Source organism: Paraburkholderia sp. IW21 (assembly GCF_041321145.1).
Lineage (GTDB): Bacteria > Pseudomonadota > Gammaproteobacteria > Burkholderiales > Burkholderiaceae > Paraburkholderia.
This window is the reverse complement of sequence record NZ_JBGGWA010000006.1, coordinates 34,298-47,694: the sequence shown is the minus strand read 5'-3', so window position 1 is coordinate 47,694 and position 13,397 is coordinate 34,298. Positions and strand designations below refer to the sequence as shown.

At 61.4% G+C, this 13,397-nt stretch carries 11 protein-coding genes; 8 read left to right on the top strand and 3 right to left on the bottom strand.

Features of this window, described 5'->3' with window-relative positions; genetic code table 11:
* Positions 1 to 17 precede the first annotated feature (17 nt).
* The 6 genes from ACAX43_RS15965 (at position 18) to ACAX43_RS15940 (ending at position 8,769) form a co-directional block, all read left to right on the top strand.
* Entirely contained in the window at positions 18 to 1,466 is a 1,449-nt protein-coding gene (locus ACAX43_RS15965) for an APC family permease (RefSeq protein WP_370709380.1), read from the top strand.
* Between the two features lie 73 nt (positions 1,467 to 1,539).
* The gene (locus tag ACAX43_RS15960; protein ID WP_370709379.1) at positions 1,540 to 3,234 is read left to right on the top strand and encodes an arylsulfatase; all 1,695 of its coding nucleotides are present in this window, start codon (positions 1,540 to 1,542) and stop codon (positions 3,232 to 3,234) included.
* Positions 3,235 to 3,245: 11 nt separating this feature from the next.
* Positions 3,246 to 4,313 carry a formylglycine-generating enzyme family protein gene (locus ACAX43_RS15955; RefSeq protein WP_370709378.1) on the top strand — a complete coding sequence of 356 codons (1,068 nt, stop codon included), beginning with the start codon at positions 3,246 to 3,248 and terminating at the stop codon, positions 4,311 to 4,313.
* 55 nt (positions 4,314 to 4,368) lie between these two features.
* Positions 4,369 to 5,538, top strand: a complete 1,170-nt coding sequence (locus tag ACAX43_RS15950; RefSeq protein ID WP_370709377.1) for a porin — start codon at positions 4,369 to 4,371, stop codon at positions 5,536 to 5,538.
* Between the two features lie 369 nt (positions 5,539 to 5,907).
* On the top strand, positions 5,908 to 6,987 hold the full coding sequence (locus ACAX43_RS15945) for a hypothetical protein (RefSeq protein ID WP_370709699.1): 1,080 nt from the start codon (positions 5,908 to 5,910) through the stop codon (positions 6,985 to 6,987).
* A 258-nt stretch (positions 6,988 to 7,245) separates the two neighbouring features.
* Positions 7,246 to 8,769, top strand: a complete 1,524-nt coding sequence (locus tag ACAX43_RS15940) for a CoA-acylating methylmalonate-semialdehyde dehydrogenase (protein ID WP_370709376.1) — start codon at positions 7,246 to 7,248, stop codon at positions 8,767 to 8,769.
* Between the two features lie 152 nt (positions 8,770 to 8,921).
* On the opposite strand, the gene ACAX43_RS15935 is transcribed toward ACAX43_RS15940, so the two are convergent.
* From ACAX43_RS15935 to ACAX43_RS15925, 3 genes are read right to left on the bottom strand one after another with little or no spacing between them, the layout of a single operon-like run.
* A complete protein-coding gene (locus ACAX43_RS15935; RefSeq protein WP_370709375.1) occupies positions 8,922 to 10,262 on the bottom strand; it encodes an MFS transporter in 1,341 nt (446 codons plus the stop codon).
* Between the two features lie 52 nt (positions 10,263 to 10,314).
* Positions 10,315 to 10,878 carry an isochorismatase family protein gene (locus ACAX43_RS15930; protein WP_370709374.1) on the bottom strand — a complete coding sequence of 188 codons (564 nt, stop codon included), beginning with the start codon at positions 10,876 to 10,878 and terminating at the stop codon, positions 10,315 to 10,317.
* A gap of 16 nt (positions 10,879 to 10,894) precedes the next feature.
* On the bottom strand, positions 10,895 to 11,362 hold the full coding sequence (locus ACAX43_RS15925) for a MarR family winged helix-turn-helix transcriptional regulator (RefSeq protein ID WP_370709373.1): 468 nt from the start codon (positions 11,360 to 11,362) through the stop codon (positions 10,895 to 10,897).
* A 388-nt stretch (positions 11,363 to 11,750) separates the two neighbouring features.
* Here ACAX43_RS15925 and ACAX43_RS15920 point away from each other — a divergent pair, with 388 nt between their 5' ends.
* Both ACAX43_RS15920 and ACAX43_RS15915 read left to right on the top strand, forming a co-directional pair.
* Positions 11,751 to 11,960, top strand: coding sequence for a DUF3311 domain-containing protein (locus tag ACAX43_RS15920; RefSeq protein ID WP_370709372.1), 210 nt, complete (start codon positions 11,751 to 11,753; stop codon positions 11,958 to 11,960).
* Between the two features lie 18 nt (positions 11,961 to 11,978).
* Positions 11,979 to 13,364: a sodium:solute symporter gene (locus ACAX43_RS15915; RefSeq protein WP_370709371.1), complete on the top strand. Its 1,386-nt coding sequence runs from the start codon at positions 11,979 to 11,981 to the stop codon at positions 13,362 to 13,364.
* The last annotated feature ends 33 nt before the right edge of the window (positions 13,365 to 13,397 follow it).

Here is a 13,397-nt window from a genome sequence, read left to right as displayed (position 1 = left end):
AAATCCAGGAGCAAAACATGAGCGTCGTCGCTGAACCATCCCCGTCCACCGAGTTGCGCAAGGGGGCACTGGGACTGGGCTTCATCATCTTCTTCGTGATCTCGGCGGCCGGCCCGCTGGTTGCGATCGCGGGTGGCTTTCCGATCGGCATCATGCTCGGCAATGGCGCCGGCACACCGGCGTTGCTGGTCGCCACGGTGGTGATTCTTCTGATGTTTTCCGCCGGCTATACGGCGATGGCGCGGCACGTGACCAATGCTGGCGGTTTCTATGCGTTCACGGCGCGCGGCCTCGGGGGCACCGCGGGCGGCGCGGCGGCATTGATCGCGCTGCTCGGCTACAACACGATGCAGATTGGTTTGTACGGCATGTTCGGCGCGGTGGCCTCGGGCTTCGTGAGCGCGCACTTCAACCTCAATACGCCGTGGTGGATCTGTTCGCTCGCGGCCATGGCCAGCATCGGCGTCTTTGGCTACCGGCAGATCGATCTGTCCGCAAAGGTGCTTTCGCTGCTGGTATTCGGCGAATACATCGTCGTGTTGATCCTCGATCTGGCGATTCTGAAAAGCGGCGGCGATAGCGGCATCAATGCGGCTTCGTTCACGCCGCACACCTTTATGAGCGGCACGCCTGCGATCGGTTTCCTGTTCTGCTTCGCGAGCTTCATCGGCTTCGAGGCCACCACCATCTATAGCGAAGAGGCGAAAAACCCGCAACGGACGGTGCCGTTGGCAACCTACATTTCGGTGCTGCTGATCGGCGTGTTCTATGCATTTTCCGCGTGGTGCATGGTGATCGGCGCGGGCAGCGACAAGATCGTCAAGACGCTCACTGCATTGAGCGATCCGACCACTTTCCTCTACACGCTCTCCGATCATTACGCCAACAAAACGCTCACCGCGGCGATGAGCGTGCTGTTCATCACGAGCGTGTATGCGGGCTTGCTGGCTTTTCACAATTCCGCGGCGCGCTATTTCTTCGCGACCGGCCGTGAGGGTTTGCTTCCGCGAGCGCTCGGCCGCACACATCGTGTGCATGGCAGTCCGCATATCGGCTCGCTGTTGCAAACGGCGGTGGCCGCGATCGTTGTGCTGGTGTTCATCGTCGCGCATGCCGATCCGGTTCTAACGCTGTTCTCGTGGCTCACGAATGTGGCGACGCTTTGCATCATCGCGTTGATGGCGCTTTCCTCGGCAGCGGTGTTCGTGTTCTTCAAGCGTATCGGCGGTAACGACACGGGTGCGATGCGGGTGGGCGTGTTGCCCGTGCTGTCGGGTCTCGCCTTGAGTGTTGTGCTGGTGCTCGCAATCGTGAATTTTCCGTTGTTGACCGGTGCGGGCGTGGGCGTGTCGTATGCGTTGACTGCGTTGCTGCCGCTCTTCGCAGTGGCCGGCGTCATGGCAGCGAAGCGTCTCAAACAGCGCGACCGTGCGGCATTCGACCGGCTCGGGCGGTCGAGGCTGTGACGCATTTCGCAAACGCCTCGCGGCAACAAGATTTGAATTCAGCTTAGGAAGACATCGTGGACATGGAGATCAAATGAGCTTTCGTACCATCCTTGCTGCAACGTTTTTAGGTAGCGCGTGGGCCGTCATGATGCCGCTCGCGCAGGCGGCCAGCGCGGCCGCTGCGCCGGGCGCGCGTCCTAATGTGCTGCTGATCGTCGCCGACGATGTCGGGCGTTCGGACATTGGCGCATTCGGCAGCGAAATCGCCACGCCGAATCTCGATGCACTGGTCGCTCACGGGCGCCTGCTCGACACGATGTATGTCGCGCCGACGTGTTCGCCGACCCGTTCGATGCTGCTGTCCGGCATGGACAATCACCTTGCCGGCGTCGGTAATATGGCGGAAATGATCACGCCGCATCTGACGCCCGAAGAGGTCGACCATCCCGGCTATGAAGGCGGTTTGAATCAGCGGGTGGCTGCGTTGCCGGAGATCATGAAAGATGCCGGCTACTGGACCGTGATGGCCGGCAAATGGCACCTCGGCGGCAGCGACGGCATGCGGCCTGACCAGCGCGGCTTTGAACGCTCTTATGCGCTGATGAACGGCGGCGCGTCGCATTTCAAGCAGAAGGTGATGACGATCACGTCCGACGCACCGGAGCCGACCTATCGCGAGAACGGCAACAAGATCGATCTGCCTGCCGACTTCTATTCGTCGCGCACGTACACCGACAAGATGATTTCGTATCTGCAGGATTCGCAGCGCGCAGGCAAGCCGTTCTTCGCGTACGCAGCTTATACGGCGGCGCATTTACCGCTGCAGGCACCGGACGATGAACTGCAAAAGGTGCGCGGCCATTACGATGTCGGCTACGACGTGATCGCGCAGCGCCGCATCGACAAAATGAAGCGCCTCGGTCTCGTGCCGAACGATGCGAAGCCCGCGCCGCTGCCGGAAGGCACGAAGCCGTGGAGTGCCTTGAGCGCCGACGAAAAGGCGCGTTCGGCTCGCACGATGGAAGCCTACGCGGCGCTGGTGGGCGATCTCGACCGCAACGTCGGCCGTCTGGTCGAGTATCTGAAGGCGAGCGGCCAGTACGACAACACGCTGATCGTGTTCCTGTCGGACAACGGCCCGGAAGGCAACGCATGGGACCTGGACAGCGGCAATGCGAAGTGGATTGCGCAGACCTTCAATAACTCGCTCGACAACATCGGCCGTGCCAATTCGTTCGTATTCGAGGGGCCGGCGTGGGGACAGGTGAGCGCGCAACCATTCCGGCTGTTCAAGGCGTACACCAATGAAGGCGGAATCCGTTCGCCGGCGTTCGTGTCGTTCCCAGGACATGTGCAACCGGGCAAGAGCGAGCAGGTGCTTACCGTCAAGGATCTGACGCCGACCATTCTCGACTTCGCCAATATCAAGCAACCCGGTATCGAATTCCACGGCCATACCGTCCTGCCGATGCAGGGCATGTCGATGAAGCCGTATCTGACCGGCGAGCGCAAACGCGTGCATGTGGACGACTACGTGTACAGCATGGAGTTGATGGGCCGTAACGCACTGCGCAAGGGCAACTGGAAGCTGGTCTATTCATACGACGCAGGCAAGGGGCACTGGCAACTGTACGACCTCGCGCACGATCGCGCCGAACTGCACGATCTGTCCGCGAAGCGGCCACAAGTACTCGAACAGATGCTGACCGAGTGGGCGCAGTACGTGCAGCAGAACAACGTGGTCGAGACGTGGCGCGATACGTCCTATCCGCGCGCGGATTACTGAGGAGCGCCGGCATGAACATGCATGTCCGCAGATCGATCGCGCGGTATGTGGCAACGGCTCTATGCGTCGTGCTGACTCAGGCGGCGCTGGCGGCCACCGGCGCCGCACAGCAAGCCGTGCCGCTCGGCACCTTGACGGCGTGCAAGGCGTATGACGGTTTGCCGCCGGCATCGGAAGCGGGCGATCAGGTACGCGTACCGGCCGGCAGCTTCGTGATGGGCTCGGACGGTAACTATCCGGAAGAAGCACCGGCTCGGCGCGTGAAGGTGGGCAGCTTCATGATCGATCGCCACGACGTGACGAACGCGGAGTTTGCCCGCTTCGTTGCCGCGACGGGATACAGGACTTTGGCCGAACGCGGTCTTGATGCGAAGCGTTATCCGTCCCTGCCGGCGGCGATGACTCGACCCGGTTCGACAGTCTTTCTCCCGCCGAAAGACCTGCTGGTCGGCGCGATGCAATGGTGGCATTTCGTGCCGGGCGCCGACTGGCGGCATCCCACCGGGCCGGACAGTTCGATCGACGGACTCGGCAATCATCCGGTCGTGCACATTGCGTATGAAGATGCGCTGGCCTACGCGAAGTGGCGCGGCCGCGATCTGCCGACCGAAGCCGAGTACGAGTACGCGGCGCACGGCGGCACCTCGACCACCTATCCGTGGGGCGATACCTTCGCGATCCGCGCGAAGATGATGGCCAACACCTGGCAGGGCGCCTTTCCGTTTCAGAACACTGCGAAAGACGGCTTTGTTTCGACCTCGCCGGTCGGCTGCTTTCCGGCCAACGGCTATGGTCTGTACGACATGGTCGGCAATGTCTGGCAGTGGGTGAAGGACCCGTGGCAGCAGAGCCACGCGCAACAGGCGAGCGAGCCGCCGCCGAACCCGAATGTCGATCTCGAAGACGCGTTGGTAGCCAAGGCGCGCGGCACCGACCTCGGCACCATCAAAGGCGGCTCGTTTCTTTGTTCGCCGATCTATTGCAAACGCTATCGGCCAAGCGCGCGTCATGCGCAGGACGTGACGATGGGTACCAATCACATCGGCTTTCGCACGGTGTTGAGACTGCCTGGTTCATAGGCGCATTCGCTTTAACGCCGTCAGAAAAAAACCTACCCTGGATCTGGAGAGTACTTTGAAATCACGAGAAAAAGCCGTGAGGGCGACGCTCGTCGCTGCGTCCTGCTCGCTGTTGTGCTGCGTCCCGTTGGCAGCCCATGCACAAAGCCGTGTGACACTGAGCGGCATTATCGATGCCGGCGTGTTGTACGCGAACAATAGCGGTGGCCATTCCGATTGGATGACCACCAGCGGGCAATTGGCGGCGTCCCGCTGGATCATGACCGGCAGCGAAGACCTGGGCGGCGGATCGCAGGCAATCTTCCGCTTGATGAGTCCGTTCAACGTGCAGAATGGGCACGGCACCGGGCGGGCGTTCAACGTCGCATACGTGGGTCTTGCCGATAACCGCTTCGGCACGGTAACGGTGGGCCGGCAATGGGACACGACCATCGACACGGTTTCGGGCTTCGCGACCAACGAAACATGGGCCGGCTACATCGGCGCTCATGTCGGTGATGCGGATAACACCAACGCGAGCTTCAAGGTCAGCAACGCCGTCAAGTACGCGAGTCCGCAATTCGCCGGACTGAGCTTTGGCGCGACCTATGCTTTCAGCAATCAGGCAGCGGCCGCCGACGGCTCGTCGGGCTTTGCGAACAATCGCCTGATAAGCGCCGGCGCGGCTTATGCACGCGGACCGTTCGCGGCGGGCCTCGGCTTTCTGCAAGCTGACCGGCCCGACGCACAGCCTGCCGGCGCATTGGGCGCGCCCGGTGCCGGCGTGTACGACGACTACGAGAATACATTTTCGACCAGCATCGCCAGCACGGCAGGGGTGAAACGGCAGCGTATCTGGCTCGCGGGGGCCTCGTACCAATTCTTCGGCGCGCTCACCCTGGGCGGCATGTATTCGAAAACGCAGTACCGCTATCTGGACTCAACCGCGTTGACGCTCGATAACTACGAGGCGAACCTGACGTGGCAGATCACACCGGCGTGGGAAACGGGCGTGGCCTACATCCGCACCAATGGACGCTACTCAGGCAGCGGCACGGGAGACGCGGAGCCGGGCTGGGATCAGATCAATCTCGGCACGGAGTACGCGTTGTCGAAGCGCACCACGCTCTATCTGATCGGCGTCGCGCAACAGGGGCGTCATGCGGTGGCGCAAATCAACGGGGTGTCGCCGTCGAGTACGCGCCGGCAACTGGTGGTGACGACGGGGATTCAGCATCAGTTTTGACCGCCGGCCGCTGACCCACCCTGAAAACGTCGCTTCAAGCTTGAGACCGTGATGCCGCGCGCACCTGCGCGCGATCCGCGCACGAATTCAAAGATTCAGTTTGAAGGAACGTGCCATTCCCGATTCGATTCACGAAGTTTCAAACTTCATCTTCTCCACGGCGGCAGCGGCCTGAATCTGGCGATACTTGTGTTGCGAAGTCGATAGCGGGACCCGCTAAAATGTGCGCTTGAGCAGAATGGGGGCAACCCGTGCCCGCCGTTCATCGAGTCGTGGTCGCTTCCATGAGTCCGTTAGAAGAGATGCCCAATGCCGTTGTCACATGAACCGTCGAGCGGCCCGTCAAGCGCCGCTGATCCGCTGACCCGTATGTCGAACGAACCGGCTCGCCAGCCGGACGATACCGCGCGGCAAAGTGCCCTGAAACAGGGCATATTTCTGCACACAGGCTGGCGCAGCGCGGGAACGTGGATCTGGTCGCGTCTGCGGGCACTCGATTCCGTGACCGGATTCTACGAACCGTTCAGCAACGTGCTCGCCGATCTGAGCCTGGCCGATGTTTCCGCGTCCCGTCCCACGCTCACCTCGGGACACCCGCCCCTCGCCGCGCCGTATTTCGAAGAGTACCGGCTGTTTCTGCAGGAGGGTGCGCGCGGCGTCGCCGGATACCGGAAGCGCTTCGGGACCGATCGTTTCTCAACCGCACCCGACGCGGAATTCCCCGCATTGCAAGCCTATTTGCGCAATCTGTGCGAGCGCGCCGCGGAGCAAGGCAGGGTGCCGGTGTTCAAGTTTTGCCGTTCGTCGGGCCGGCTGCCGTGGCTCAGGAGCGCATTCCCGCAAGCCATGCACGCGGCCGTGCTGCGAAATCCCGCATCGCAGTTTGCCTCGGGGTGGTTGCTCAATCAGCAATGGAGCAATCCGTTCTTCGTGGCTGCGCCGTTTCGCGTGCTGGGTCTGAATCAGTCGGAGCCTTTGGTCAGACAAGCCATCGAAATTTGCGGCGTGAGCTTGCCGCCCGTGACGCCCGCTTCGGATGACGCCTATGCCATGGCGTGCGAACACTATGCGCGCACGGCGGAAGGCAACAACGCATACCGGGCGTTCATCGCGTTGTGGATTCTCTGCGCGGTACGTATGGCGGAGGGCGTCGATCTGCTGATCGACATCGACCGGTTGGGACAGTCGCGCGAATATGCGACCGGATTGCGTGCCGATTTCCACGCGCAGTGCGGATTGTCGCCTGACTTCAGCAGCGCGCGCGATCTGGTCGAGGAGACGCGGCGCAGCGCCGCGCGCATGGCCGGGATCGACGGTCGGTCAATGCGAACCGTTCATTCCGCTGCGCTGAAATTCCTCAAGGCGCAAAACGGAGCGGACAGCGGCTTCATCGAGCTGGTCCGCGAGAAGATGGTGCTGGCCAACGAATTGACTGAGCAATGGCGCTGAGCGCGCTACGCACGCACCGATAACGTCCCAGTACAGTTGCCACGCGAAAAACAATACAGTGAGGCGCGGTTTTATTGTGCTGTATAGGGAATATGACCGGCGCCGTCGATACAGTTGGCAGGTCTTGATGGAGCCTGCCCATGAGCGGTAACCCGCCCGGCGAAATATTGCTCGCGTGCTGCGCGACGTAGCCTGATCTTTTTTGCTGACGGCCCGGTGGTCATTCCTTACAGCCTATCCCGAACACGAGGTAACGAAATGAATGCAGTCAACGAACAAGCGAAGCTGTCGGTGCAGCAGTTGGGTCATTACATTGGCGGTGCGCCGGCTGCGCCGGGCAGCGGCCGCTTCAAGGACGTGTTCAATCCCGCCACCGGTCAGGTGACCGGCTCGGTCGCTTTGGCTTCGGTCGAGGAAGTGGACGCCGCGGTCAAGGCTGCGAAGGCCGCCTTTCCCGCCTGGAGCGAAACCGCGCCGCTCAAGCGTGCGCGCGTTCTGTTCAAGTTCAAAGAACTGCTGAACAAGCATCACGACGAACTCGCCATGCTGATCACGCGCGAACACGGCAAGGTGTTTACTGACGCGCAAGGCGAAGTGGTGCGCGGCATCGAAGTGGTCGAGTTCGCATGCGGCATTCCGAACCTGCTCAAGACCGATTTCACCGACCAGATCGGCGGCGGTATCGACAACTGGAATCTGCGTCAGGCGCTGGGTGTGGTCGCGGGTATCACGCCGTTCAATTTCCCCGTGATGGTGCCGATGTGGATGTTCCCGGTGGCGATCGCGTGCGGCAACACGTTCGTGCTGAAGCCGTCGGAGCGAGACCCGTCGACGGCGCTGCGGATTGCTGAACTGCTGAAGGAAGCCGGTTTGCCCGATGGCGTATTCAACGTCGTGAACGGCGACAAGGTGGCCGTGGATGCGCTGATCGAGCACCCGGACGTCGCGGCGCTTTCGTTTGTCGGTTCCACGCCGATCGCCGAATATATCTATACGGAAGCGTCGAAGCGCGGCAAGCGCGTGCAGGCCCTCGGCGGCGCGAAGAATCATCTCGTGGTGATGCCGGACGCCAATCTGGACCTGGCCGTGGATGCATTGATCGGCGCCGCTTACGGCTCGGCAGGCGAGCGCTGCATGGCGATCTCGGTCGCGGTGGCAGTGGGTCATGTTGCCGATCAGTTGATTGAAAAGCTGGTGCCGCGTGTCAAGTCGCTGGTGATCAAGAACGGCGAGCACCTCGACGCCGAAATGGGTCCGTTGGTTACGGCCGAACATAAGGCCAAGGTGGCCGGTTATATCGCGTCGGGCGAGGCGGAAGGCGCGAAGCTGATCGTCGACGGCCGCGTGCATCCGGTGGCGCGTGAAGACGGTTTCTTCATCGGCGGCACGCTGTTCGATCAGGTCGGCACGGAGATGAAGATTTACAAGGAAGAAATCTTCGGCCCGGTGCTGGCGGTGGTGCGAGTGCCCGATTTCGCGAGCGCGGTCGAGCTGATCAACGCGCACGAGTTCGGCAACGGCGTGTCGCTTTTCACGTCCGATGGTGGTGTGGCGCGTGCGTTCGGCCGGCAGATTCAGGTGGGCATGGTGGGCATCAATGTGCCGATTCCGGTGCCGATGGCATGGCATTCGTTCGGCGGCTGGAAGCGTTCGCTGTTCGGCGATCACCATGCGTATGGCGAAGAAGGCGTGCGTTTCTATACGCGCTACAAGAGCATCATGCAGCGTTGGCCGGATAGCATCGCGAAGGGCGCCGAGTTTACGATGCCGGTCGCGAAGTAATTAACAAAGCAGCATTGCCGTAATGAAAAAGCCGCGCCTGAATTTCAGGCGCGGCTTTTTTAACGGCCGTCGAATTCGCATTAGAGGGTGGCGCGGGTTGCGATTGCGCATTCGTTCTGATGCGTCGGCCGCTGCCTGTCGCGCGGCGGCCCTCAAACGCCAGCGGAGGAATCCTCTTCCGCTTCGCTCAACACGGCATTCTGCACCGCAGTCGCCGGGCTGACGTAAGGGGGCGCCTGGCGTGGGTCGTCGATGCTATAGCGCAACCTGCCCGCCTCGACATACACGCGCAACTGACGATACTTCACCAGATAGATCAAGCCGACAATCGCCGCGGCAAAGCCCGATGCGGCGCCGACGCCGAGCGCCCAACGCGGACCGAACCGATCCGCGACCCAGCCCACCACCGGTGCGCCGAGCGGCGTGCCGCCCAACGCGATGGCCAGCAGGATCGCGATCACACGGCCTCGCATGGCCGGTTCGGTGGAGAGCTGCACGAGGCTGTTCGTCGAGGTGGTGAACGTCTGCGTCGACATGCCGATCACAACGAGTGCGATGCCGAACAGCACATAGTTCGGCATCACCGCGGCGATCGTGCAGCCCACGCCGAAAACCGCCGCCGCGCCGAGCAGAATCGCCATGCGAGGCTTCGCTCTGCGGGCGGCGAGCAGCGCACCGGTGACCGAGCCGATCGCCATGGTCGAACTCAACACCCCGTATTGACTGGCGCCCGCATGAAACGCAGTGACCGACATGGTCGAAATGAAGATCGGGAAATTCAGCCCGAACGTGCCGATCAGAAACAGCATCAACAGCGCGGCCTTCAGATCGGGACGCTTCCACACATACTTGAACCCTTCCGCGAAGCTGCCGCGCGTGTGTATCGCGCGGGGCTTCAGATTCAGTTCACTGGTACGCAGCATACGCAGTGAACCGAGCACGGCGACAAACGAGAGCGCGTTGATCAGAAACACCCAGCCGGTGCCCACCGAGGCGATCAGCAGACCCGCGACCGCCGGCCCGATCATGCGCGCCGCGTTGAACGAGGTGGAGTTCAGCGCGACCGCGTTCGATAGATCGGCTTCTCCGACCAGATCGGAGACAAAGGCCTGACGCGCCGGTGAATCGAAGGCGGTGACGCAACCGAGCAACCCTGCAAAGACATAGACCTGCCATAACTGCACGAGGCCGGCAACGGTGAGAATCCCGAGACCCAGTGCCAGCGTGCCCATCGCCGCCTGGGTGGCGAACAGCAGCTTGCGGCGGTCGAAATGGTCGGCTGCATAGCCGGTGAGGGGCAATAGAAGCATTTGCGGCCCGAACTGCAGCGACATCACAATGCCGACGGACGTTGCATTGTGATGCGTGAGTTCCGTCAGCACGAGCCAGTCCTGCGCTGTGCGCTGCATCCATGTACCGACATTGGAGACGATGGCGCCGCCGGCCCAGACCCGATAGTTGAACGTGCGCAGCGAACGGAACGTGCCACTCACCGGGACATCTCCGTGTGGACGATCCGCGCCGGGCACAGGTTCAAACGAATGCTCATGCGCGCGACTTCTCGAGCAGATCGAGGACGTCCTGCGTTGTGCCGGTTTCGCCAAGGCGCGGGAAGATTCGCGCGATGCTGTTGGTGTGAGCGTCGGGGTTCATGTCGGTCATCGCGTCGACCGCGAGGCTGACGTTGAAGCCGAGTTCGTGTGCGAAACGCGCGGTGGACTCGACGCCGATGCTGGTGGCCACGCCGACGAGCACCACTTGCGTGACGCCTTGCTTGCGCAGATACGCTTCAAGATCCGTGTTGGTGAACGCACCCCAGGTGCGCTTGGTCACCAGATGATCCGACGGCTGGTGATTCAGTTCGGGAACCAGGTCGGCAAAGCCAGCGGGGAAGTCGCCGGTGTTGCGCGACTGCTCCGCGCGGCCCGGTGCGCCCGCCGTGACGTTGACGAGAACCACGGGCAACCCGTGACGGCGAAACGCATCGGCCAGCGAGGCGGAGCGTTTCACAATCTCGCCGGTGGGGTGGGCGGTGGGTAGCGCGATGATGCCCTTTTGCAAATCGATCACGATCAGTGCGGTCTTTGCATCGAGTGTGGTGAGTGCCATGCTGTTCTCCGGGGACTTACGCCTCGATGAGACGTTTGAGCAATTCGACGCCTGTCGCGAGTTGTTGCTGTTCGGCGGCCGAGAAGCGGGTTTGGATTGTGCGGAATAGCCAGTCTTCGCGCGCCGCGCGGCTCGCCTTGATCTTCTTGCGGAAGGCGGGTGTGAGGGAGAGAACGGTTTGCCGCCCGTCGTTCGGATCCGGTGCGCCGCTCACGAGTCCGGCGGCTTTCAGAACCGAAAGCGTTTCGCCCATGGATTGCGGACGCATGCCCTGGATGCGCGCGAGCGTGGTAACCGTTGCCGGACCTTCACGTTCCAACAGGCTGAGAACTTGCACCTGCGACGGCGTGAAATCGCCGACATGCGCCTCTTCGCGCAACCGGCGGCGCAGTTTGCCAACCAGTACTCGCAGATTTTCCGCCGTTGCGTGCAAGGCGTCGGGATCGGATGGCGGGCGGGTGGGCTGAGTGTCGTTGCTGGGCATACCGGCAGATGTGAAGGTTACCTTTGTAGGTTACCTTCGTATCTGCGCAGAGTCAAGCAGGCGAGTCTCCGGCCGGCGCCTGTCGCGGTGCGTGAAACGCAGCAAAGGATTTGACCTTCGAGGCTCCGGTTATGTCGAACGAACGACGACCGTGCCACGTTCGCGCAAGCGGGTGCAATGCCCGCTCAGGGTCCCTCATGTGGACCAGGCGATTTATGTTCGCTGGTACTAGTCAGGTGCATTTTCGGCCACCGATACTCAAATTGTCTGCTATGGCCGTCGTGCCACATCCGCTCGCAGCGGACGGCTACCACCCGGTCCGGTCTTTCAATGGCAGATGGATTCCGCGGCCATGATTTCATCGATCACTAAAACAGACGGAGACTCCATGCTCAAGCTCTTGATTGGGATCGGCATCCCCTATATCGGCGTGATAGGCCTGCTGCCCTGGGTCGCTTCAGTCGACAAATTCGTGCTGGGCGTGCCGTTCATCTATGCGTGGATTTTCGCGTGGTTTGTCCTGACGTCGCTCTGCCTGCAGGTGTGCTGGCGTCTGTTCGATCGCCGCGCGGACGATGCAGATCCGCAAACCCACTGAAGCAGCAGGAGAGCCAGGATGTCCACCGTTGTCTTTCTCGGTTTTATTCTCTTCTCGCTGTATCTGGCGATACGGTCCAAAAAGGGGCATGGGACGCAAAGCGTTCATGACTTCTTCGTCGCGTCCCGGCAGTTTGGCGCGTATCTGGTCTTTTTCCTCGCTGCGGGCGAAATCTACAGTATTGGCACGATGGTCGGCTTTCCAGGCGGCATCTATGCCAAGGGGCCGACTTATGGGGTCTGGTTCCTGGGATATATCCTGCTGGCGTATCCGGTCGGCTATTTCATCGGGCCGAAAATCTGGGAGGCCGGCAAACGCTACAACGCCATTACGCTGCCCGATCTGTTCAAAGGCCATTACGGCAGCCGCCCGCTGGAGGTGATCGTCGCCGGCTCGGCGATCCTGTTTCTGCTGCCTTGGGGGGAGTTGCAATTCACGGGGCTCGTCGCCGCCTTCAAGGGCCTCGGCTGGAATTTCCAGCCGCTCTATCTGATTCTGATCTCCGCGGCGCTGGCATTCACGTACATCGCCATTTCGGGGGTGCGGGCGTCGGCGTACATTGCGATCCTGAAGGACGTGCTGATGGTCCTGGCGATTGTGATCACCGGGCTCGCGGTCTCGTGGGAATCCGGCGTCACGGAAGTTTTTCACGCCGCGAGCCTGCACGTCAGCAATAGCATGAATGCCAGTCAACTGACGTTTTCGATGAGCACCATGCTGTTCCAGTCGTTAGGGTTCTACGTGATGCCGTTCGCCGTGCAGGTTTTCTTCACGGCCGCCAGTCCGAACACGATCCGGCGCACCCAGATCGCCATGCCGCTGTACATGCTGATGTATCCGTTTCTGGTCCTTGCTTCGTACTACGCGATCAGTCAGAACCTGCACCTTGGGTCGCCGAATGAAGCGTTCTTCGCGGCGGCGATCCGGCTGCTGCCGGGCTGGTTGCTGGGTCTGGTCGCGGCCGGCGCCTCGCTGTCTGGTCTGTTGGTGCTGACGGGAATCTGCCTCGCCATCGGTCCGATCGTGACGCGCAATCTGTTGCCGAAGATGCCCGAGAGCAAGCAGAAAGCCAGTGCGAAAACGGTGATCGTGGTCTACCTGCTGGCCTCGATCGTGATGACGTTGCTGACACCGAATCTGATGCTCACGCTGATCAATACCGCGTACTACGGCGTGACCCAGTTCTTCCCGGGCGTGATGATCATTCTGTTTTCGCTTCGGGTCAGACCGGCTGCCGTTGCAACGGGTATTCTGACCGGCCAGATACTCGCGATCATCCTTTACATTCTTCATGTCGATCTCGGTGGATTCAACCTGGGCTTGCTGTGTCTCGTGATCAATATCGCGGTGACCGCTGTACTGAACCATGGTTGGAAGCGTAAGCCGGTGCATGCCCTGTCCTAACCGTTCGGTTAGCGTCCTGAATCAAAGAATACT